This is a genomic window from Bacillus sp. NMCN1, from assembly GCF_002998085.1.
Lineage (GTDB): Bacteria > Bacillota > Bacilli > Bacillales > Bacillaceae > Bacillus.
In genome coordinates this window covers 535,586-557,316 of record NZ_PVQL01000002.1, presented here as the reverse complement: position 1 = coordinate 557,316, position 21,731 = coordinate 535,586, and the positions used below count along the sequence as shown (strand labels likewise).

Genomic DNA, 21,731 nt, shown 5'->3' with positions numbered 1-21,731 from the left:
ACTTTATCACACAAACGGATCAGCGTACTTGCCGTTTGGCATAGGAGCAAATGATGGTATATTTAATATGTACATGAGAAAGAAGGGACATGCGATGAAGAAAATACTGAAGATCACAGGCATGACATTACTTGTACTGATCATCTTGGTTTTTGGTGCTTTCTATACATGGAGCCGCTTTACATACGGACCATCCGCCGCATTAAAAAAGCAAGTGAACATCGAGCAAGTGGAACATAAAAACGATGTGTATACATTTGCATCAGCAAAAAGCGATACCGGCATCATTCTCTATCCCGGGGCAAAGGTAGAACCACTTTCGTACGCCTATATCGGGAATGAATTGATGAAAAAAGGCTATTCTGTCTTTATCCCTGACATGCCATTTTCGTTTGCGATTTTTCATACAAACAAGGCACAGGATATCATGAAAGATCATCAAACGATCAAACACTGGTATATTGGTGGTCATTCACTAGGCGGAACAGCTGCCGCTATGTTTGCAGAAAAAAACGAAAGCAAGATCGACGGTCTCTTTTTCCTTGCGTCTTATCCAGCATCAGATAATCTGAAATCATCGTCCTTGAACATTCTCTCGATATCAGGTGAAAAGGATGGACTTGCGACGCAAGAGAAAATCAAGAAGTCGAAAACAAATCTACCGTCTCAAACCGTTTACCATGAAATAAAAGGCGGGAACCATGCACAGTTTGGCATGTACGGCAAACAAAAAGGTGATCAGCCTGCGGACATTCCAGCCCTCACGCAGCAAAAGGATATCATTCAGACCGTGCTTGGATGGCTAAAACCAGCAAAAAAGCTCCCGTAATGGGAGCTTTTCATTTTTACTTTTTCGTCGCTTCTAAAAACTCTTCAGCGTCTGCTACAGCTAAACCAATGGCTTCCTCCCAAAAGGCTTTTTGGGTAAGATCGACGCCTAAATGCTTATGAGCCAAATCTTCTACTGTCATTGAAGCTGTATCCTTTAGTAATGCAATGTACTTCTCTTCAAACGAAGTACCAGCCCGCAAGGCTTTTGCATAAATCCCTAGTGAGAACATGTAGCCAAATGTGTATGGGAAATTATAAAACGGTACACCTGTGATATGGAAATGCAGCTTAGACGCCCAGAAATGTGGATGGTATTCATCTAAAGAGTCACCGAAGGCTTCCTTCTGCGCTTCTACCATCAGCTCATTCAACCGATCCGCCGGCACTTCTCCTTGTTTACGCTCTTCATAAAAGCGCTGTTCAAATAAGAAACGAGATTGAATGTTCATGAAAAATGCTACACTCCGCTGCAGCTTATCCTCTAACAAGCTGAGACGCTCCTCTTCATTTGCCGCTTCTTTTAATGAAGCATCAGCCACAATCATTTCTGCGAATGTCGACGCCGTTTCAGCTACATTCATCGCATATTTGCGATTAAGAATGCGAACATCCTGCATCACTTCCTGATGGAACGAATGACCAAGCTCATGCGCGAGAGTCGCCACATTGGATGGACTTCCTGAAAAGGTCATAAAAATGCGTGACTCCCCGCTGTCAGGGAAATTTGTACAAAAGCCGCCTACACGTTTGTTTGGGCGATCCTCAGCTTCTACCCAGCGTTCATTAAAGGCTTTTTCTGTAAAGGCAGCAAGCTCTTCTCCAAATCCAGCAAAATGTTTCACAATAAAAGCAGCTGCTTCTTGATACGGATAGATCTTGGTCTCACTGCCAATAGGAGCCCCAACATCAAACCAGCTCAGCTTATCCACTCCAAGCATGTCAGCTTTTCGATGTAAGTAGTCAATGAATGGCTGCTTATGTTCATCAATCACAGACCACATTGCATCAAGTGTTTCTTGTTTCATGCGGCAAATATCAAGCGGCTCTTTTAAAATATGATTCCAGCCTCTTGCTTCATATACTTGTAAACGAAAACCAGCCAGATGATTAAGCGTGCTTGCAAATAGATGTTCATCCTGCGTCCATGCGTGCTCTAAGTTATGATATACGGCCTTTCTGACTTCACGATCTGAATCATCCATCGCATTTTCCGCTTGGCCGACAGAGATCATCTGCGTTTCACCATCTTGTTCAAATGGAATCATAATCTTATTCACCAAGCTAGAATAAAGCTCATCCCACGCATGGTAGCCATCTACGGCTAGCTTTTGAATCAACGTTTCTTGTTCAACAGGCAATTGATCCTTCACGCGCTCTCTGCGTTCATTTAATATGTAGCGCACATCTGAAAAGGCTTTTGAATTCATGAGATCTTCCCATTTGCTAGGAGAGATGGCAGCAAGCGCTTGATCAAACAGCGCAAGGATCGTTCCTAAATCCGCTTCCAGCTTGGCAATCGTACCTCGAAGACTGCCAGCCTTCATATCCTTTGTATTTTGAGATTGAAGACAGGAAACAAATGAACCTGCTTGAGACAATTTTTTATATGTCGTTTCATACGTGTCAAGGACAGACGTTAACCTGCTTTCAATGTGTGTATCTTCTTTTGAAAAGGCATCGACCTTTTGTCGTAATTCATCTAATAGCTGCTGAATGTGTTGCAGGTATGTCTTAAATTCTGGCGAAGAACTGCCTCCTTTAAAAAAGGCATCTAAATCCCACGTCTCTTGTAATGGTGTTAATCCCAAAATATTTCCCCCTTTATTTGCTAATTTCATCATACAAAGGATATAGAGTCAGTATGGCGTATGTATTCCTTTATATTCATTATATTTTCTCACAATTAAAAAAACCCAGCAAGAAGCCGAGTTTTTATGATAATTTCGAACGTAAGTAAGCATCGATAAATGAATCTAAATCTCCATCCATGACCGCTTGAACATTTCCCATCTCCGTATTGGTTCGATGGTCTTTCACAAGAGAATACGGATGGAATACATACGAGCGAATTTGGCTTCCCCAGCCAATTTCTTTCTGCTCTCCTCTAATTTCATCCAATTCAGCCTGCTGTTCTTCAATCCGTCTTTGATAAAGTTTCGATTTCAGCATTTTCATCGCACGTTCTCTGTTTTTGATTTGTGATCTTTCTGTTTGGCAAGTCACCACGACATTGGTTGGAATGTGTGTGATACGAACGGCAGAGTCAGTCGTATTGACGTGCTGCCCACCTGCACCACTTGCACGATACGTATCTACTTTGATATCCTCTGTCCGGATATCAATATCAATTTCTTCATTGAACTCCGGCATAACATCACAGGAAACGAACGATGTATGCCTGCGGCCAGATGAATCAAAAGGAGAAATACGAACCAAACGATGGACACCTTTTTCTGCTTTTAAGTACCCGTATGCGTTATGCCCTTTGATGAGCAATGTCACAGACTTAATTCCTGCTTCATCACCAGGAAGATAATCAAGCGTTTCAACCTTAAAGCCTCTGCGCTCTGCCCAGCGTGTATACATTCTCAGAAGCATAGAACCCCAGTCCTGTGATTCAGTACCGCCTGCGCCCGGGTGAAGCTCAAGAATGGCATTGTTTTTATCATATGGTTCACTTAAGAGAAGCTGCAACTCAAACTCGTTAAACTGCTTGGTTAAGTTCTTCAGCTCTTTTTCAAGCTCTGCATGAAGCTCCTCGTCATAATCTTCCTTTAATAGGTCATGTGTCATTTGCAGCTCTTCATGAGATTCACTGAGCTCATGGTATGCATTCACATTATCCTTTAGTGCATTGGCTTCATTGATGACGCCTTGTGCCTTTTGCTGATCATTCCAAAAATCAGCCTCTGACATCGTCGCTTCGAGTTCTGCAATTTTGGCTTCTTTTGTTTCGAGGTCAAAGAGACCCCCTAAAATCAGCTAGCCTGCTAGCCATATTTTCAAGCTCTTGTCTAATTTCTACTAATTCCATATCCTTCACCTCATAGATGTATGGGGGCTGACATGAATAGAAAGAGGTTTTCACCTCTTTCCATTACTTATTCTGTCTTCCCATGACAATTTTTATATTTCTTGCCGCTACCGCAGTGACATGGTGAGTTTCGTCCAATGTCTACGACTTTACGTACCGGCTTCTTTTTCACTGTCTTCTCCTCATCACCCTCTTGAGGCTGATGAGCTGTTGTTTGACCTTGAACGACTTCTTCACGTTCTAAGTTGTTTTGGATTTCTGATTTTAAGACATATTTGGCTACATCATCTTCGATTGAAGCGACCATATGCTCAAACATTGCAAATCCTTCCATTTGATACTCACGAAGCGGATTTGTTTGAGCATACGCACGTAAATGAATCCCTTGGCGCAGCTGATCCATTGCATCGATATGATCCATCCACTTTGAATCCACCGCACGAAGAACGATGACTTTTTCAAATTCTCGCATTTGTTCATCGCCATATGTTTCTTCTTTTGCATCGTATTTTTCTTTAATACGATCCATGATGAAGGAGGTGATTTCATCTGCTTCTTTACCGTAAATATCTTTGACCGAAATGGCTCCTTCATCTAAATAGTTCGTGTTGATTAATTCAACAAGCCCATCTAGTTTCCATTCTTCAGGAAGCTCTTCTTTCGGCGTATAAGAACCAACAGCCCGCTCAATTGAAGACTGAATCATATTGATGACAATCGATTTTAAGTTATCAGAATCGATGACTTCAAAGCGCTGTTTGTAAATCACTTCACGCTGCTGGCGAAGCACATCGTCATATTGCAGAAGCTGTTTACGGGAATCAAAGTTGTTCCCCTCAACGCGTTTTTGAGATGATTCAACGGCTTTAGACACCATTTTACTTTGGATAGGTGTAGAGTCATCCATCCCAAAGCGGTCAAGCATCGCCATCGTGCGTTCTGCACCAAATCGGCGCATCAATTCATCTTCCATAGAGAGATAGAATTGGGTAATCCCTGGGTCTCCTTGACGGCCAGAACGTCCGCGAAGCTGGTTATCAATACGTCGTGATTCATGACGCTCTGTCCCAATTACAGCTAGACCGCCAAGCTCTTTGACGCCTTCGCCAAGCTTGATGTCCGTACCACGTCCTGCCATGTTGGTCGCAATGGTGACGGCACCCTTTTGACCAGCCTCTTCAATAATTTGTGCCTCACGCTCATGGTTTTTCGCATTTAACACTTGATGAGGAATCCCTTTATTTTTAAGCAGCTTAGAAATAAGTTCAGATGTCTCAACCGCTACTGTTCCGACAAGTACTGGCTGCCCTGTCATATAGCGCTGCGCAACATCCTCAGCCACTGCTTTAAATTTACCTTCCATTGTGCGGTAAATTAAATCAGGTCTGTCATCACGAACTACTGGTTGATTGGTTGGGATTGTCACAACCTGCATGTTGTAAATGTTACGGAATTCTTCTTCTTCCGTTTTCGCTGTACCGGTCATACCAGAAAGCTTTTCATACATACGGAAGTAGTTCTGAAACGTAATCGTTGCAAGGGTCATACTTTCGTTCTGCACTTCGAGACCTTCTTTTGCCTCAATGGCTTGATGCAGACCTTCACTATAACGGCGTCCTTTCATTAAACGTCCTGTGAAAGAGTCAACAATAACGACTTGGCCTTCTTCAACGACATAATCCACATCTTTTTGCATCGCAACATGTGCCTTCAGCGCCTGGGCGATGTGATGGTTCAGTGCGACATGTTTGACATCAAACAGGTTCTCGATGCCGAATGCTTTTTCCGCCTTCGTCATTCCGCTTTCTGTCAGCTGTACACTTTTTGTTTTAATATCATATGTGAAATCATCTTCTATTTTTAATGTACGAACAAATGCATTGGCTTGTACGTAAAGCTTTGTAGATTTCGCAGCTTGTCCAGAAATGATAAGAGGTGTTCTCGCTTCATCAATTAAGATGGAGTCAACCTCATCGATCACGGCATAATGAAGCGGTCTTTGAACCATTTGCTCTTTGTAAAGCACCATGTTATCTCTTAAATAGTCAAAGCCAAGTTCATTGTTTGTTGAATACGTGATATCAGCGGCATACGCTTCTCTTTTTTCATCTTTATCTAAGCTGTTTAAGTTTAAGCCAACCGTTAAGCCAAGAAATTCAAAAATCTTGCCCATTTCCTCCGCATCACGGCTTGCCAAATATTCGTTGACTGTCACAATGTGGACGCCTTTTCCAGAAAGAGCATTTAAATAAACAGGCATTGTTGATGTCAACGTTTTACCTTCACCTGTTTTCATCTCAGAGATGTTGCCTTCATGAAGTGCGATCCCCCCCATGAGCTGCACCTTAAATGGGTACATTCCTGTCACGCGGCGTGATGCCTCGCGAACCGTTGCAAATGCTTCAACCAACAGGTCATCCACGGATTGTCCTTTTTCAAGCTTTTCTTTAAATTCGATCGTTTTATTTCGTAAAGCCTCGTCAGATAATTTCTCGAAATCTTGAGCAAGAGCTTCAATTTCATTTGCTTTTTTTTCATATTTGCTGATCGTACGTTTCGTAGGATCAAACACTTTGTTTAAGATTCCAAGCATATAATAACGCTCCTCTATTTCATGCAATTTTTCGGCATGTCCAAAAGTTTGACAGGTCCATATTTACCTGCATTTATCATACCATACCTTCCTTCATTTCCAAAGAATTTGCAATGATTTCGCACAAAAAACCCGCCCCTCATGAAGGGAGCGGGTTTACTTTTTTTAGGTTGTTTTTAGATCAGATTAAGCGTTTGGCTCAATGAGTCCATATTTGCCATCGTTTCGGCGATAGACCACATTGGTCAAATTTGTCTCAGCATTTGTGAAGACGAAGAAACTATGACCTAACATGTTCATTTGAAGAATGGCCTCTTCGCTATCCATTGGTTTTAAATTGAAACGTTTTTGTCTGACGATTTCTGTTTCATCAATTTCTTCGTCATCTTGAACAGCTACATCAGCCGTCCCATTTCCTCCAGCAAATAAGTGCTTTTTGGCACCTTGCTCGCGGAATTTACGGTTTACTTTTGTTTTGTGTTTTCGAATTTGACGTTCTAATTTACTGGCTGCTAGGTCTACTGCATTGTACATATCTTCATTATGCACCTCAGCTCGAAGTGCTAGATCAGTCATTGGAATGGTAACCTCAACTTTAGATTCTTGATCATTGTAAAATTTCAAGTTCACGTTGACTGAAGCATCTACGTCTGTTTCAAAATAACGCTCCAGCTTTCCAATTTTTTTCTCGACATGATCTCTTAGTGCAGGTGTTACGTCGATGTTTTCTCCTCTGACGTTGTAATTCATGTAAAGAACGCCTCCTTTAAAATTAAGGATATGTAAACCTATTTCTACTTTTCCCTCCTTTTCTCCTGCTCAAACGTAAAAATAATGTGAATATTTATTGTAATTTGTCGAATTTTGCGGTGCTTCAACTGTTGCTTGATAGGTGATGAATATATATTCGGCTCATTCTTGAAAAAGACCAGCTCACGTTTAAATGGTGAAAGATGAAATGGATGTTTTCAGCGAATGAGATAAGGTTTTTAAATCTTCCGCCGCTGCTTTCATCTCTTCATTTGCTGCCAATGATTCTTCAACAGCCGCAGACATGTACTCCGTCTCTTCTGAATTACGTTTAGCTCCTTCTTCAATGACTCCAACCGTCTGAGAGATTTCCTCTGTACTCGCTGAAATTTGCTCTGCAGTGGCTGACAGCTCCTCTGCTTTCATCGAGATATCACGAATGGATTCTAGGATTTCATGAAAGCTCTGTTCAGACAAGTGCGATACTTTCACACCTTCTTCTACATTTCGTTCAACCTTCGTCATCGATTGTGATGATTTTTCAGTATCTTTGTTCACGTTCGCGAGTAATTGACTAATTTGATCTGTCAGCTGACTAGATTCTTCCGCCAGTTTCCTCACTTCATCTGCTACAACCGCAAAGCCTCTTCCATGTTCTCCAGCTCTTGCCGCTTCAATAGCAGCATTTAAAGCAAGCAAATTCGTTTGGTCAGCAATGGCATGGATATGACCTAACAAATCTTCAATGCCAGTAAACTGGGCTTGTACATGAGCCATTGTGGAATGGTGTTCATTCACAGACGCTTTTATATAGCTCATTTGTTTTACAAATTGCTGAATAAGAGCTGCACCCTCTTCAGCCTTTTCAGTCACTGAAATTGAGTGACCCGAAACATCGGATGTGTGTTCAGCTGCAATTTGCATGCCAGTCGAGACTTCTTGAATCGCAGAAGCTACTTTTCCGACCGCGTCTGATTGTTCACGTGAAGCTTCACTGACCTTTTCAATCGAACTAGACGTCTGCTCACTGGCCGATATTGTTTGATGAATGGTTTCCTCAAACTGAGCAGCAGAATCAGCTAATTGTCTTGATCCATTTTGCACCTGTAAAATGAGCTGACGCAAATGAGTCGTCATTTGATTAAAAGCGGTACCGAGTTGACCAATCTCATTTTTAGAGGTCACTTCAATCTCTTCAAGTGTAAGGTCACCATCTGCCATCCTTCTCGCGGCATTTGTGACAGACACAATTGGTTTTGTCATGTGATGAACGAATCTGACCCCAATCACCAAAAGGCCAACAATAATCGCTGCACTGACCAGAATGAGTGTAAGCAATAATTGATTACTATCTTGATTGAGCTGATTGATTTTTTGATCACGTTGTTTTAGTTGGTTTTGAGCGAATTCTTTTGTAAAGGTATGTATTTCTTGTTCGATAGGTTGTAATTCTTGACTGAGGCGGGTGTTGAATTCTTTTTGATTTTGCATATTCAATGAATTAAATAGTCGGTTCGTTGAGGTGTAGTAGAGATAATTTTTTTCTGAGATTTGATCTAATAGGTTTTTTGCTTGTTTGACAGTGCTCATTTTTGAAGCTTCAGTTGTTTTCTTATTAATATCTTCATATGTTTGCTCAATTTTCTGCAAATTTTCAGCATCTTGCACGACAACATAGGTTTTGATTTGCGCTTCCTGCTTTTGCAAAAGCGCCTCTAATTCCAGTGAGGTCTGATAAAGCTTCATTTCCTTGCTTAATAGCGCTTTATAGGATTGATCTGTTTTGTAATAGAGAAAGCTTGAGAATCCTAACATACTGACAAACAATACACATATGACAATAAGCCCGAACAAAAATTGATTCTTTAGTCTCATAATTTCCTCCGAATGGTCTGAATTGAACAAAAATTAATGAATGACATACGGCCTCATACAGGCATGTATTTCATCCATCCACTTTCTATATTCAGGTATAAAATATGATGTAAGGAATGATTGGAAGTGTATTGAAGGGAATGTATAGAAAGCTAGTATATCAAAACTTAAAAAAATTTGATCAAACGAACGAATCGTTTTGGCAAAGTGCTCATTTTCTATAATTGAAAGCAGAAGGGGATGCGTTGTCTCTAAATGAAAGAAGGCATGGATCAGATCATTAAAGATCCGATCCCCTTCAGTTTTAGCAAAATCCTTCTCAATTTCATCTAAATATCTTAGACTCTCTTCTATCGTATATAGAAGTTCATAATATGTGGTTAATAAAATATAGTCATCTGAACGATACGCCACAGGTCTCACCTAATTATTTCCGTTTATCGTAATATACGCCGTCACTCGTCATAGGCTGGTATGGATTTTGATAATTCAGCTGTTTTGTTTTCTTTCTTTGAATAGCTTGAATATCTGCTCTTATCCCATTTTGGATCACAGTTAATTGCTTCGCCATCTGTTGATCTGTTTGGATGATTTCTTTGATTTTCTCTTTTTCTTGATCCGTCAGCTCATGCTGAATATCTCTCATTAATTCGTCTCTCTCAATTAAAAAGGCATCAAAGTCTTCAACCAAGGTGTCACTTTGCGGATTTGCCGCTATTTCGGCTGCCATTTTTAATGTTCGGTCATACAGCTGGTCCACAATACTCATAGAGATCCCCCGATAGAGTGGTGGCGCCCTTTTCGATCGGTTTGAATAACTTCCTTCCATGCATCACGAAAATCAGTTACGTATTGCTCTACTTCATTCAACATCTCTTCGTCATTTTGAAGATTGGCTTCAATCAGTCTGCGATAAATGTAATCATACATACTTGCCATACTCTTTGATACGTCATAAGAACGATTTAAGGTGACATTTAATTCTTGAATGATGTTTTGAGCCTTTTTCAGATTCACATTTCTCATTTCTGCATCCTCTTTTTGAATGGCATACTTCGCTAGTCTAATGAACTTTAAGCAGCCTTCATAAAGCATAAGCGTCAACTCGGCAGGTGTTGCAGTCTCAATAGAATTTTTCTGATAGGCGGCATAAGGGTTCTGTATTGCCATATGTTATAAACCTCCAATTATTGTCCAAGCAGTTGAGAAAGATAGCCAGATTGGTTGTTTAGCTTTTGAATCGCGCTATCCATGGCGTTAAACTTTTTATAGTAACGGGCCTCCACCATTTTTAAACGATCTTGGAATGTACTCATTCGTTTTGTTAAAGAATCAAGGTTCTTACCAAGTCCGTATTCCTTTAATTCCATCGTTGTGCTGCCAGCCTTTGTTTGAATGCTCTTCGTGAAGGCTGATAAGGAATTTTTGACACGATAAATGATTCCTTGTTCTTTATATTGCTGCTGCGCTTTATCTTGATCTTTTGAATCCACATTTAACGAACCTGAGATAAACATTTGACTGACCTTCTGCGGGTCTTCTTCAATGGCTTTTCTTAATTTCTCTACTCCATTACTATCCTTAATAAATTCAAGCTTTCCGCCATCTTTATACTTGGATGATGTAGAAATACCGATTTGTGTGATGTGAATTTTATTCGCATCACTTGTCGTAATATCAGCATAAAAATCACTTCTTATTTTAGAGGCACCAGATCGTAAAATGGAATCACTTCTCAGCAAGCCAGACTTCGCTGTTGTTTCCCATAGCTCCACTTCTTTGTCAGACATCGCTTTTTTCTCTTCAGCCGTTAATGGGTGATAGTCTCTGTTTCTTTTTTCATTGACTTTGCCATTGACCTGCTCAACGAGTTCGTTGTATTTATCAACAAATTGTTTAATTTTATCAAAGATTGCATCGACATCTGTTGAAACGTTTAAGCTGACAGGCTTATCCGTTGTCCCTTTTAGCTCGTACGTAATACCAGCCTGCTCAAATGTATTGTTGTTATTTTCCATTTTCAGACCATTAATCTCGTATTGTGCTTTTTGTCCTTGAGTGGTCGCAACTAATTTGTTATCTCCATCCACTTGGAAGCCTAATTGAGTAAAGAATGAAGCTGAATTACCATCAACTGCTTTAATACTGACACCTTCACCTGTTGCCCGTGAAGTGAGAGCGACCGTATCGACATAATTAGATCCGTCAAAGATCTGTCCTTTGTAAGCTGTCACACCTAATTGCGAGTTGTTCAGCTTTTTCACGATGTCATCAATTGTATCGGTATCAGAAGTATTGATCGTCACCGTTTTCGGTTTTGTCGAATCTGGTGTCGTCACTTCGAATGTAAACGTGCCATTTGCAGGTGTAAAACCAGAAGTACCAGACGATTTGAAGACAGAAGCTGTCGCTAGTTGGGTTACATTGATTGAGCCAGAGGCAGCATTTGTTGATCCAGTTGCTGTGACAGCAGATTCATTAGAGCTTGTCACCTTTTTTGCGCCAAATGTACTTGGGCGCGTTAAATTTAAACTGTTGATCAAATCATCTAATTCTTTAACTTTCGAATTTACCTCGCGATAACTGTCTCTTTGCCATTCAAGTGTTTGTTTCTGGCGTGTCATTTTATCAAGTGGTGCTTGCTCTGTTTTCATGAGTTTTGATACGATTTCGTCAATATCAAACACATTTGAAAATCCAGTAATTCGATTGACCATTGTTTATGTTCTCCCTTCACTTACATCCTTTTATCTACAAATAAACCGACAATTTCTGTCATTGCCGCATAGAAATCAAGCCATTCCTTGGAAGGAATCTCTCTAATGACTTCTTCTGTTTGGTTATCTACGACTTTGACATAATATTCATTGAGTTTTTCATGTAATTCAAATTGCAGATGAAATTGAGTGGGCTCAATGAGCTTGTTTGCTCCTTGAAGCGTTTTTTCAATTTCTTCTTTTGAAACGACCTTGCCATTTGCTTGTAAATCAGAGTTTACATTGTCATTCTGGTTATTAGAAACACGGGTTTGAAATGCATCGATAATTGGCTCTAGCGATGTCAACTTACCAACAGACATAGTTATTCAGCTCCTGTGCTTTAATCTATCTTTTATATCGGCTTTGAATTTTCAAATTAAATATAGATGGACAGATTTGTTAAAGTTTCATATAGATTATAAACACCCACACCGAAACGCTTTCATACGGAGAAGGACAACTGAATTAGATAAAAAAATCCTCACTTTTTTTGTGAGGATAATTGAGTGAGGAGATCTACGGATAAACTCGCAGCACGATTGTTCTCTTCTTGAATAGACAGGTACACTTCTTTCCTGTGAATATCAATGTGCTTAGGAGCCTCGATCCCGATTTTCACTTGATCGCCTTCGATTGAAATAATCTTGACTTCAATATCATCGCCAATTTGAATCGACTGGTTTAATTTACGCGAGAGAACTAACATGAGGATGCCACCTCTAACAAATGTTTTGTATGATAGGCTGAATCATGCAAAATCACCTGCTTGGCTTTCATGTTTTTCCGGTTCACAATAATAGGCGCTCTTAAATTGGCTGTCGTTTTTTCAATAGAAGATTCCATTGTTAAGATCACCATTACTTCCACATCATTGGCATCTTCTACTTCTAGAATATCTACGACCGTTTCGTCTAGATCGAATTCATATTGATTGAAAAATAAAAACGGACTGCTGACAATAAAGCCTAACTCTGCGTTTTTCAATGATTGAAGAACTAAAAATGGAGACTCTTCTGATAAAGGTAAAATGACAAACTGTTTTTGATCCAGAAATCCTGGTATTCCATTAGAGAAGTTGATAATTTGCTCCTCTTTGATTGTCACTTCACCATGGTATTTTGTTTGAATGATCATAATTCACGACCTTTTTCATTTTTCTTAACTATACCTTATCACCATTTTGGCCCGTTTCGTCAACTTCTATTTTTAAATCTGGGTATTGTAACATATCAATATTGACCTTACCTGGCTGGTAGTTAACAATTGGTTTATGAGGCGTTGCCTCTATGATAGCTTTTTGAGGCTCCACATCAATTTGAAGCTCAGATGGCTGATAGTGAATTTTCACACTAAAGAATGAAGGGATCACACCAATGGTGAATTGTTTGGCTGGAGGAGCGCCATTGATTTTGGCAAATTCGGCAATTGCATTCCCACCATTCTCAATCTTGATGAGTTCACTGCCTTCTTCTGCTCTTCGGCCCATTCCTTCTCCAACAGCACGTTTCCCCTCAGCTGCCCATTCTTCAGAACGCCTAAAAATCGACTTGATATCCATATCGGCAAATGCCTCAGTTTGGTCTATTGTTAATTTTGACGGTGTCCTTGTGATATTCATGACAGCTCTTGGCTGCTGAATCTCAAGGTCCGCTCTTGGCTGCTCTACTTCTTGCCGAGAAGAAGTTGTCGACATTTGCAGCTTTGCATAGGTTTGTTGCATTAACAATCTAGGGATTTGCATATAGGTACACCTCCATGATGCAAAAAAGCACCCAACGGATGCTTTTTATTATCTTAAGAAATCGACAAGGGACGGCTGAATGACTTTAGCCGTCGTTGCTAAAGCAGCTCTATTCACAGTCTCTTGTTGAAGAAGATCAAGAATCGCTTTTTCACTTTCAACATCTTCATTATCGGATTTAGCATCTTTCAGCACTTGGAATTGTGAAGTTAAACGGCTGCCTACTAAGTCAACACGATTTGAACGGGCCCCTAGGTCCGAGCGCTCAGCACTCATCACTTCTTTAAACTGATCGATACTTCCTAACGCATCATCAGAATTCGCGAACGTTCCATTTTTCAATGAGTTTTCTAAATCCGTCAGCATTTCAATGACATTTTGACCGCTGGCAGACTGTCCACCAAACGCTGAGATTGGATTTGAGTTCACATTTAAAGTGATACCATCAGAAATGTTCGACTTAACGGCATTTGCATCTGTATAGTTTTCAAAGTTAAACGTAAACGTACCATCTGCGTTCTCGACAACTGGTTTGACATTTGTATTCGTTCCATTAAATACGAATTTACCTAACATCTGAGTGTTCATTGCGTCAATGATTTGTTTCTTCATCTGGCCAATTTCCACTCCGATAGCTGCTAAATCTTCTGGCTGCTTTGTTCCGTTAGCCGCATCAAGCACTTTATCTCGTACATTTGACATAATATCAATGATTTCAGTGACACTTGTTTCAGATGTATCAATCCAGTTTTGTGCTTCATTTAAGTTTTTTTGATATTGTTCATTTCGAAACATTGCTGTGCTATATTGAAGGCTTTTTACTGCTGCAACGGGATCATCAGACGTTTTTGTGAAACGTCTCCCTGTTTGTGCTTGCTCATTTATTTTAGAAAGTTTTTCATAACTTTTACTAATATTGCGAAGTGAGTTTTGAGAAATCATACCTTGTGTGACTCGCATCAGCTATACCTACCTTCCTACGACACCCATGCCGTTTATTACTTTATCCAATATTTCATCTTGTAATGTCACAACTCTCGCAGCTGCATTATATGCATGCTGAAATTGGATCATATTCGTCATTTCTTCATCAATGGAAACAGCACTCGTCGACATTCTACGTTCATTGGCTGAATTGACAAGAGCGGCTGAACTGCTTTCCAGTGTCATGTTCTTTTTCCCTTGAATCCCCATCTCAGCTATGACATTTTGGTAGTAATCCTGGATCGTCGTTGTATTGCCGCCGATTGGTACCTTTAAGTCTTGAATACCAGCTAATTTCGTAGCATTCGAACCGTCACCTTTTGTTTGATTGAGAGATGCTGCAATATTATCTGTTGATGCTAAAATAACATCACTCACTTTGATACGAGCAGCTAAACCTTTATTCAGATCATTATTATTCTCGATATCAAAAAAGTCTTGTCCACTTGTGCCATTTAATGTGTACCCCTGCTTATGCACATCATTAAATGTATCCATGAAGACTTGTGCTACTTCATCAAGCTCTGCAAGCATATCAGGATACATGCCTTTTTCATCACCATTTGACATGTAGCCATAAGCCTCCACAAGTGCTTTCACTTTACCATTCACTTGAAGCTGATCTGCTGCAATAGTTGTTGTTCCGAATTGAAGTGAGTTGACAAGTCCAGTCGTATTATCATAGGAAAGTTGCAGTTCAGATTTTTCGATCGTAATACCATTCAAAATCGTCCCAGCAGATTGTCCATTTGCACCAATAATGTCGATGTTGACAGTTCCTTCTGCAATTTTGAGTGCATTACCGCCAGGTGGATTGTAGCTCACTTTAATATCAACAAGGGAAGATAATTGATCTACCAACGCATCACGCGTATCATAAAGATCATTTGGAAGATAACCGTTTGGCTCAACTGCTGCAATCTGTTTGTTCACTTCATCTATTTGAGATAAAATAGTGTTCACATCTTTGGCTGTTGAATCAAGTTCCGTTTTTAGATTCTTTTGTATCGTTGTTAAAGAAGAATTAAGCAGACGGAATTGATCTACTAAAGCCTGTGCACTTGTTTTAACAACTGTACGTGCAGAAGCTGTATCAGCATTTTTGGCTTCCGATAAGACCTGTAATGATTTCCAAAGGTTATCAAAAGCTCTGTTCAAGCCTTCATCCGTCAAATCATTCATAACCCCCTCCATTTGCGAAAGGGCATCAGATTTTGTTGAGTAGTAAGACAAGTTATTGTTATGATCTCTGAATTGCAGATCTAAAAAGCTGTCTCGAATTCTTTCAACGGTTCCAACTTGAACACCTGTCCCCATCTGACCATACGTCTTGCCGTCATAAACAGAAATGACTGGATAAGGATTATCTGCTTTAAAGGTAACTCTTTGTCTGGAGTAGCCATCCGTATTTGCATTGGACACGTTGTTTGATGTGACATAAAGCCCTGCACGCTGGGCTGTGATTCCTCTTTTTGCCGTTTCTAGTCCCATGAATGTAGAACCCATTGGTATCCTCCTTGTTTACGCCTTTGAATCAAACAAAGCCCTCTGCTGTTTAGGCTTTGAACTCTCAAGACCATTTTGTCCGTAATTCATATTTTCTTTATTAGGGTTAACGAGATCGAATGTCAGTGAAATAAATTGAAGCGACTGCTGAATGAGCTGTTTGTTCAGTTCATTAACATCTTTCAGTTCCACCATGATGTCATTTAATTTGTCATATAACAAAATGAGCTCTTCTTGATCCGAACCTTCAGCCTTTTCGATACACGCGGTGATGGTTGGCGGTTCATCACTTTGTAAAAATTGAACTGTCGCTTCAATTCGTTTTTCTTCTAATTGGGAAATGGCCTGAATATATTTTTGCTCTAAATTGAGAACCTCTGAAAGAGCATCAATCTCATTGCTTTTCAGCATTTCTGTTTTATCCTTCGACAGCTTCAAAAGCTGTTCATGCAATCCATAGAGACGATGCAGCTCTTCAATGATTATTTTAACTGACATTCACGCTACTCCCTTTTGTTATTGTTGTTTATAAAAATTCAGCATTTTATCAGCAATGCCTTTTGTATCTACTTGATATGTTCCGGCTTCAATGCTTTTTTTAATTTGGTCTATTTTATCTTGGCGTTCTTTCATGATATTCGGCACCTTTTGCATTTCGATTGCCTTTTTAGAAATTTCGACTTTATCAGTTGATTTTGCTTGATTTGATTGCAACGTTTGTTTCTCATATGTTTTCTTGTAAGGATTTACTGGTTGTGTTCCATATCGATTAATTTTCACGGGATTCCTCTCGCTTTCCGTTACAGTCTGTCTTGATTCTATCCATTTTATCGACCAAACTGCAACTTAGTTTAGGGAATCAATCGTTTTTAGGATTAATGGCATAATAGGTGTCTTTTTTCCTAGTTTCAATCTCCCTTTTACGCTCTTCTTCTTGATTCATTTGACTCATTTGCGAATGAATATCCTGTTCACATTGGCTGCACAGCTTGTTTTTTCTGATCGGTTGGCCACATCTTTCACAAGGATAGTTGATATTCGGAAATTGGCTAATTTGAAGTCTTTTCAAACGGATAAATTTCAAGATTAATTCTTCATCAACTTCTGTTGCATCTACTATTTCAGCAATGGTTGATTGTCTATTACTTTGCTTTCGCAAGAATTTATAAACGATATCAAAAGAACGTTCTTCTTCTTCGAAGCATTTGTTACAAACCGTTTGGATGGTGGTTTTTAAAAACAGCTGATTACATTGTGGACAGTTTGCCAATTGATTCATAACCAAAACCCCTTACGTTATTTTCTCTTCTTATTATCGGTTAATTATCCTGAATTTTAACTACGGATCAACGTAAAAGAGGAAACACTTTTGGCACCTGCTTCTTTTAAAATTCTTGCCGCATCATAAATGGTGGCCCCCGTTGTATAAATGTCGTCAATTAAGATAACATCCCTTTGAACGATCGCATCTGGCTGCTTGATTTGAAACATTCCTTTTTGATCTAAACGTTCATTTTTCTTTTTCTTGGATTGCTTGCGTTGATGTATTTTCACAAGCGGCTGCAGGATCGGCTGACCAATCAAGGAAGCAAGTATAACAGACTGATTAAACCCTCTTTCCCTTAGCCTTTCTTTACTTAAAGGAATCGGGATCAGCACAGGTTCTTTAATTGAAAAGGAGCGCTTAAATACTGCTTGGGCATCTTGTTTAAAAAGCTCAGCTAAAGCTGTATCACCTCGAAATTTAAAGCGGGAAAGGACATCTTTCATCAAATCATTGTAAGCATAAACAGACCTATTTTTCACAAGTACTGTAGTAGAATCAGGGCGTTCTTTCCACCTGGAACAGTCTTGACATAATTGATCGTTCGACTGTGCTCTCCCGCAGGCTGGACAAATCGGGCGTTGAATCTTTTCTAGGTGATGCTTACATGCTATACATAGACGATCATCATTTAATAGAAGTAATGATTTCCATGTAAAAGCAGTGACAAAATGCCCCTCACAAATGAGGCAGATCAATTGTTATCCTTATTTATCGGCAGACGATTTTCGCATCTTGGAAATGTGGTGACCTTTGAAGCAGCTTCTGTCAGAATGACCAGCATGGCCGTATTCTTCTGTTTGTCCACCATCTCAGATTTACTGTAAGATATTTTATCGATATCTGTTATATACTGGGGCTTCACTTGATTCAGTGAAATCGCTAATACATCTTCTATACACTTTTCACAGTGACAAATCATGTTTAATTGGTTGAGATATTGATAGAGGATTTCCTTGAGAAGTATTTCTTTTGCATTGAGTAGCATATTTTGTCTCTCCTGCTATTTGTGTATTGTGAATATAAATGTACCATGAAATTTAGTTGAGCCCACATTATTTTTCAGAAAACTCTTTTGCAGCTGTATCATTCATTTTTACGATATGCTTCTTTGCTTGTTTCATACTTCTCGTTAAACCAAAATGAAAAAAGAAAACATCTCCTTTAAAAAAATCGGGATGTCTACCTGCTCTACCAGAGATCTGAACAAGTGCACTTTCTGTAAAGATAGTAGATTCCGCACCTAGTACCCCCACTTGAACATTTGGAATGGTTACGCCTCTTTCTAGAATTGTGGTTGTAACTAGTACATCGTATTTGTAATCTCTGAATTGCTGGACCTTTTGTTTCCTGTCTGGATCATCAGCAGACACCCCTTCTATATTTAAGCGGTGTTCTCTAAGAACCTTCGTTACCTTCTTCATAGTAGTAATAGAAGGAACAAAAAGTAAAACCCTTCTCTTCTTTGTAATATGTTTCTGTATCCAATTCATTACTTTAGCTGGGAGCTGATTCTTTTTTAATTTCTTCTTCCAATGTCCAATCCATTGAAAGGATGGGGCCGGTAAAGGTTGTTGGTGAAAACGCAGAGGAATTTTTATGGCTTCTAATTGTCCACGAGATACATCTCTTTTCATTTTCTTAGACGGCGTCGCACTTAAATAAACCCTAACCCCTTTCTTTCTCATTGCCTTTAAAACAGCAAATTGGAGACGTTCATCGATTGAATAAGGAAAGGCGTCGACTTCATCTATAATGAGCACATCAAATGCATGTTTGTATCTCATCAACTGGTGAGTTGTAGCGATTACTAGCGGTGCTATTTGGAACCTTTGAGGACTTCCTCCATAAAGAACAGCTATTTTCAGTCCTTGAAATGCTTTTTTAAGCCGCGGCTCTAGTTCAAGGACAACATCAGTTCTAGGTGTCGCAATGCAGACGCTCATTCCTTGATGTAAGGCATATTCAATTCCGTGAAAGAGCACCTCTGTTTTCCCTGCCCCGCAAACTGCCCAGATGAGTAGATCAGATTTGTTTTTTATTGCTTCGATCAATTTTTCTGACGCTCTTTTTTGTCCTTTAGACAGGTTTCCCTGCCATGTTAATTCCTTATGACATGTTTCTTCCATTTGCGGACCCGTCCATTCATAAAGAAAGCCACATTCCGTTGTTTTCCCCATCATGATGCATGATCTACAGTACACACAATCTTTTTGACACAAGTCACACGGAGAGTGGGCAAAGTACCGCTTTTTTGATACACCACATCTACAGCAAGTAAGACCATTTGCATTCCTCTCAATAGCAGGTGTTCGGATGACTAACCCTTTCCCCTCCAACCAATCCAAATCGGACTGTGAGCATCTTGTTTCAGTGGTAAGCAGGTGGCGTGACTGCAGTTGCTGCCTTAGTTCCATTGCTTTGTCCATGTTCAATTTCAACAAACACCTTTCAACTGATATTTGCCTATTATGCACAAAGACATGACCTTTCGTCCAACAGCTAAAAAAGAAAAACAAAACCCCTTTTCCAAGAGAAAAGAGGTTTTTAGGATTTATCTAATCACCCAGCCAAGAGCTATAGAGCCTTCGCCTAGATGAGTGGCGATTACGGCACCAAAATAGCTTTTATAAAATTCAACATGAGGATACTTTTCTGATAAGTGCGCCATTAAGTCGTCTGCTTCTTCTTCTCTATTACCATGTATCAGTGTTGCTCTCATCGGGACACCACGTGATGCATCTTCGTCAAATAATTCAAAAATACGTGAAATGGCTTTTTTCCGTGTGCGAATCTTCTCAAAAGGGACAATTAGCTTGTTGTCAAAATGCAGTATAGGCTTTACCTTTAAGAGGCTCCCAATAAAAGCCTGAGCACCATTTAATCTGCCGCCTCTTTGTAAATGAGTTAAATCGTCTACCATAAAATAAGCTCTCTGATTCTCTTTCAGGTAATTGAGATGGGCTAACACTTCTTCTGGAGAAGCACCACCTTGGATTTTTTCAGCAGCTTCTATCGCATAAAAACCTTGCGCCATACAGCTAGTTTCTGTATCAAACGGATAAATATCAATCCCGTCAACTAGATCATTCGCTGAGGCTGCACTATTATATGTTCCACTAATTCCGCTTGAAAGGTGAATACTAATCACGGCATCGTATGTTTCACTTAGTTTTTCATATAATTCTATTAGTTCACCGAAAGCAGGCTGAGAGGTGGTTGGAAGATCTTTATGCTTTTTGACTTCTTCATAATATGTCTTCCAATCCATTTCTATTTCTTCACGATATGATTCGCTGCCAAAGATGACATTAAGAGGGATCATATGAATATGATGTTTATTACGCAGCTCTTGTGGTATATAAGCAGTACTGTCTGTTACAACGGCTATTTTCATTCTTAAATACCTTCCTTATTCGCTAAGTTGCTCTTTTTTATTTTCAAAGAATAATCATTGTTATCCATTAGATTTATAATAGTAATCAAAAAAGCCTGCCTAATCAATAGGCAAGCCCGCTATATCCGAAAAAGACTCCTTCTCTGCCTATCATTTCTCTCCAATTAACATGTGAGAGAACCAAAAACAGGCGAAAAAGGAGTACTTGTCCGGAACATTATCTCATTTCTACCCAGCCGTTTTTAATTGCTACAACAACAGCTTGTGTACGGTCGTTTACATTCATTTTTTGTAAAATGTTACTCACGTGGTTTTTAACTGTTTTCTCACTAATAAAGAGCGATTCACCAATTCCTCTATTGCTCTTTCCGTCAGCTAACATTTGAAGAACTTCGCACTCACGTCTCGTTAAGATATGAAGTGGTCTGCGAATTTCAGGATATACCTCGTGCTGCGGATGTGCTGAAACGCCACTAGTCGCTAGGCGTCGGAATTCATTTACTAAGTTATGAGTAACTTTCGGATGTAAATAAGATCCTCCGTCAGCTACGACTTTCACTGCTTCAATGAGCGTGTCTGCATCCATTTCTTTTAACAGGTAGCCTCTTGCCCCTGTTTTCAATGCATGTGTCACATAGTTTTCATCGTCATGAATAGATAGAATAATGACTTTTGATTCGGGATAAAGCTCAACTAGCTGCTTTGTAGCCTCTACACCATTTACATTCGGCATATTAATGTCCATAATGACAACATCCGGATGATAGTGTTCTACGATACGTGCAGCTTCGTCACCGTCGTCTCCTTCTGCAACTACTTCAAAAGTAGGTTCAAAATCTAAAATCCGTTTGACACCTTCACGGAATAATTGGTGATCATCAATAATTACAATATTTACTTTAGTCACAAGCTACGCCTCCCCATGTTTATTGTTCTA

24 protein-coding genes are annotated in these 21,731 nt (G+C 39.6%); 1 reads left to right on the top strand and 23 read right to left on the bottom strand.

Translation table 11 applies throughout. From position 1 onward, the window contains the following. The first annotated feature begins 94 nt into the window (after positions 1-94). A complete protein-coding gene (locus C6W21_RS12625; protein WP_106050646.1) occupies positions 95-829 on the top strand; it encodes an alpha/beta fold hydrolase in 735 nt (244 codons plus the stop codon). 16 nt (positions 830-845) lie between these two features. Here C6W21_RS12625 and C6W21_RS12620 read toward each other — a convergent pair whose 3' ends face one another. The 23 genes from C6W21_RS12620 to degU all read right to left on the bottom strand — a co-directional run bounded on the left by C6W21_RS12620 (position 846) and on the right by degU (position 21,701). Next, positions 846-2,639, bottom strand: coding sequence for a M3 family oligoendopeptidase (locus C6W21_RS12620; protein ID WP_106050645.1), 1,794 nt, complete (start codon positions 2,637-2,639; stop codon positions 846-848). 124 nt (positions 2,640-2,763) lie between these two features. Then, positions 2,764-3,865 (bottom strand): peptide chain release factor 2 gene (prfB, locus tag C6W21_RS12615; RefSeq protein WP_106030559.1). Its coding sequence is split into 2 segments (ribosomal slippage): positions 2,764-3,792 and positions 3,794-3,865, totalling 1,101 coding nucleotides; the frame shifts between segments, so codons are not numbered across the junction. Between the two features lie 67 nt (positions 3,866-3,932). Then, positions 3,933-6,458 carry a preprotein translocase subunit SecA gene (secA, locus tag C6W21_RS12610; RefSeq protein ID WP_060597383.1) on the bottom strand — a complete coding sequence of 842 codons (2,526 nt, stop codon included), beginning with the start codon at positions 6,456-6,458 and terminating at the stop codon, positions 3,933-3,935. A gap of 186 nt (positions 6,459-6,644) precedes the next feature. Next, entirely contained in the window at positions 6,645-7,208 is a 564-nt protein-coding gene (gene hpf / locus C6W21_RS12605) for a ribosome hibernation-promoting factor, HPF/YfiA family (RefSeq protein ID WP_003213481.1), read from the bottom strand. Between the two features lie 189 nt (positions 7,209-7,397). Then, positions 7,398-9,083, bottom strand: coding sequence for a methyl-accepting chemotaxis protein (locus C6W21_RS19570; RefSeq protein ID WP_106050644.1), 1,686 nt, complete (start codon positions 9,081-9,083; stop codon positions 7,398-7,400). 33 nt (positions 9,084-9,116) lie between these two features. Beyond that, positions 9,117-9,497: a DUF8042 domain-containing protein gene (locus tag C6W21_RS12595; RefSeq protein ID WP_099726380.1), complete on the bottom strand. Its 381-nt coding sequence runs from the start codon at positions 9,495-9,497 to the stop codon at positions 9,117-9,119. 13 nt (positions 9,498-9,510) lie between these two features. Continuing rightward, positions 9,511-9,852 carry a flagella biosynthesis regulatory protein FliT gene (fliT, locus tag C6W21_RS12590; protein WP_060597386.1) on the bottom strand — a complete coding sequence of 114 codons (342 nt, stop codon included), beginning with the start codon at positions 9,850-9,852 and terminating at the stop codon, positions 9,511-9,513. Next, positions 9,849-10,253, bottom strand: coding sequence for a flagellar export chaperone FliS (gene fliS, locus C6W21_RS12585; protein WP_106050643.1), 405 nt, complete (start codon positions 10,251-10,253; stop codon positions 9,849-9,851). The genes fliT and fliS overlap by 4 nt, the downstream gene beginning before the upstream one ends. A 17-nt stretch (positions 10,254-10,270) precedes the next feature. Further along, complete coding sequence (locus C6W21_RS12580; RefSeq protein ID WP_106050642.1) at positions 10,271-11,800, bottom strand: flagellar hook-associated protein 2; 1,530 nt, start codon at positions 11,798-11,800, stop codon at positions 10,271-10,273. A 20-nt stretch (positions 11,801-11,820) separates the two neighbouring features. Continuing rightward, on the bottom strand, positions 11,821-12,162 hold the full coding sequence (gene flaG, locus C6W21_RS12575; protein WP_060597391.1) for a flagellar protein FlaG: 342 nt from the start codon (positions 12,160-12,162) through the stop codon (positions 11,821-11,823). A 161-nt stretch (positions 12,163-12,323) separates the two neighbouring features. Continuing rightward, on the bottom strand, positions 12,324-12,548 hold the full coding sequence (gene csrA, locus C6W21_RS12570; RefSeq protein ID WP_106050641.1) for a carbon storage regulator CsrA: 225 nt from the start codon (positions 12,546-12,548) through the stop codon (positions 12,324-12,326). Next, positions 12,542-12,976: a flagellar assembly protein FliW gene (fliW, locus tag C6W21_RS12565; RefSeq protein ID WP_044139341.1), complete on the bottom strand. Its 435-nt coding sequence runs from the start codon at positions 12,974-12,976 to the stop codon at positions 12,542-12,544. The genes csrA and fliW overlap by 7 nt, the downstream gene beginning before the upstream one ends. Before the next feature lie 28 nt (positions 12,977-13,004). Next, positions 13,005-13,583: a DUF6470 family protein gene (locus C6W21_RS12560; RefSeq protein ID WP_106050640.1), complete on the bottom strand. Its 579-nt coding sequence runs from the start codon at positions 13,581-13,583 to the stop codon at positions 13,005-13,007. 48 nt (positions 13,584-13,631) lie between these two features. Beyond that, the gene (gene flgL / locus C6W21_RS12555; protein ID WP_106050639.1) at positions 13,632-14,543 is read right to left on the bottom strand and encodes a flagellar hook-associated protein FlgL; all 912 of its coding nucleotides are present in this window, start codon (positions 14,541-14,543) and stop codon (positions 13,632-13,634) included. 9 nt (positions 14,544-14,552) lie between these two features. Beyond that, the gene (flgK, locus tag C6W21_RS12550) at positions 14,553-16,073 is read right to left on the bottom strand and encodes a flagellar hook-associated protein FlgK (protein WP_106056396.1); all 1,521 of its coding nucleotides are present in this window, start codon (positions 16,071-16,073) and stop codon (positions 14,553-14,555) included. A gap of 15 nt (positions 16,074-16,088) precedes the next feature. After that, positions 16,089-16,571: a flagellar protein FlgN gene (locus C6W21_RS12545; protein WP_106050637.1), complete on the bottom strand. Its 483-nt coding sequence runs from the start codon at positions 16,569-16,571 to the stop codon at positions 16,089-16,091. 18 nt (positions 16,572-16,589) lie between these two features. Further along, on the bottom strand, positions 16,590-16,853 hold the full coding sequence (gene flgM, locus C6W21_RS12540) for a flagellar biosynthesis anti-sigma factor FlgM (RefSeq protein ID WP_003213252.1): 264 nt from the start codon (positions 16,851-16,853) through the stop codon (positions 16,590-16,592). Between the two features lie 79 nt (positions 16,854-16,932). After that, positions 16,933-17,352 carry a TIGR03826 family flagellar region protein gene (locus tag C6W21_RS12535; RefSeq protein WP_106050636.1) on the bottom strand — a complete coding sequence of 140 codons (420 nt, stop codon included), beginning with the start codon at positions 17,350-17,352 and terminating at the stop codon, positions 16,933-16,935. Positions 17,353-17,408: 56 nt separating this feature from the next. Beyond that, the gene (locus C6W21_RS19045) at positions 17,409-18,095 is read right to left on the bottom strand and encodes a ComF family protein (RefSeq protein WP_189318189.1); all 687 of its coding nucleotides are present in this window, start codon (positions 18,093-18,095) and stop codon (positions 17,409-17,411) included. Beyond that, positions 18,092-18,385, bottom strand: a complete 294-nt coding sequence (gene comFB, locus C6W21_RS12525; RefSeq protein WP_060597398.1) for a late competence protein ComFB — start codon at positions 18,383-18,385, stop codon at positions 18,092-18,094. Before comFB ends, C6W21_RS19045 begins: the two co-directional genes overlap by 4 nt. A 67-nt stretch (positions 18,386-18,452) precedes the next feature. Further along, the gene (locus C6W21_RS12520; protein ID WP_142392855.1) at positions 18,453-19,832 is read right to left on the bottom strand and encodes an ATP-dependent helicase ComFA; all 1,380 of its coding nucleotides are present in this window, start codon (positions 19,830-19,832) and stop codon (positions 18,453-18,455) included. Between the two features lie 119 nt (positions 19,833-19,951). Further along, complete coding sequence (locus tag C6W21_RS12515; protein ID WP_106050635.1) at positions 19,952-20,794, bottom strand: DegV family protein; 843 nt, start codon at positions 20,792-20,794, stop codon at positions 19,952-19,954. Between the two features lie 217 nt (positions 20,795-21,011). Next, positions 21,012-21,701 carry a two-component system response regulator DegU gene (gene degU, locus C6W21_RS12510; RefSeq protein ID WP_008348273.1) on the bottom strand — a complete coding sequence of 230 codons (690 nt, stop codon included), beginning with the start codon at positions 21,699-21,701 and terminating at the stop codon, positions 21,012-21,014. Positions 21,702-21,731 lie beyond the last annotated feature (30 nt).

Coding starts and splice junctions, on each gene's coding strand:
- csrA (WP_106050641.1), bottom strand. CDS start 12,548: ATGTTAGTTCTCTCGCGTAAATTAAACCAGTCGATTCAAATTGGCGAT.
- flgK (WP_106056396.1), bottom strand. CDS start 16,073: ATGGGTTCTACATTCATGGGACTAGAAACGGCAAAAAGAGGAATCACA.
- C6W21_RS19570 (WP_106050644.1), bottom strand. CDS start 9,083: ATGAGACTAAAGAATCAATTTTTGTTCGGGCTTATTGTCATATGTGTA.
- flaG (WP_060597391.1), bottom strand. CDS start 12,162: ATGTCTGTTGGTAAGTTGACATCGCTAGAGCCAATTATCGATGCATTT.
- flgL (WP_106050639.1), bottom strand. CDS start 14,543: ATGCGAGTCACACAAGGTATGATTTCTCAAAACTCACTTCGCAATATT.
- C6W21_RS12545 (WP_106050637.1), bottom strand. CDS start 16,571: ATGTCAGTTAAAATAATCATTGAAGAGCTGCATCGTCTCTATGGATTG.
- C6W21_RS12580 (WP_106050642.1), bottom strand. CDS start 11,800: ATGGTCAATCGAATTACTGGATTTTCAAATGTGTTTGATATTGACGAA.
- fliT (WP_060597386.1), bottom strand. CDS start 9,852: ATGAGTATTGTGGACCAGCTGTATGACCGAACATTAAAAATGGCAGCC.
- hpf (WP_003213481.1), bottom strand. CDS start 7,208: ATGAATTACAACGTCAGAGGAGAAAACATCGACGTAACACCTGCACTA.
- C6W21_RS12515 (WP_106050635.1), bottom strand. CDS start 20,794: ATGAAAATAGCCGTTGTAACAGACAGTACTGCTTATATACCACAAGAG.
- fliW (WP_044139341.1), bottom strand. CDS start 12,976: ATGATCATTCAAACAAAATACCATGGTGAAGTGACAATCAAAGAGGAG.
- C6W21_RS12625 (WP_106050646.1), top strand. CDS start 95: ATGAAGAAAATACTGAAGATCACAGGCATGACATTACTTGTACTGATC.
- comFB (WP_060597398.1), bottom strand. CDS start 18,385: ATGCTACTCAATGCAAAAGAAATACTTCTCAAGGAAATCCTCTATCAA.
- C6W21_RS12535 (WP_106050636.1), bottom strand. CDS start 17,352: ATGAATCAATTGGCAAACTGTCCACAATGTAATCAGCTGTTTTTAAAA.
- C6W21_RS12560 (WP_106050640.1), bottom strand. CDS start 13,583: ATGCAAATCCCTAGATTGTTAATGCAACAAACCTATGCAAAGCTGCAA.
- secA (WP_060597383.1), bottom strand. CDS start 6,458: ATGCTTGGAATCTTAAACAAAGTGTTTGATCCTACGAAACGTACGATC.
- fliS (WP_106050643.1), bottom strand. CDS start 10,253: ATGGCAATACAGAACCCTTATGCCGCCTATCAGAAAAATTCTATTGAG.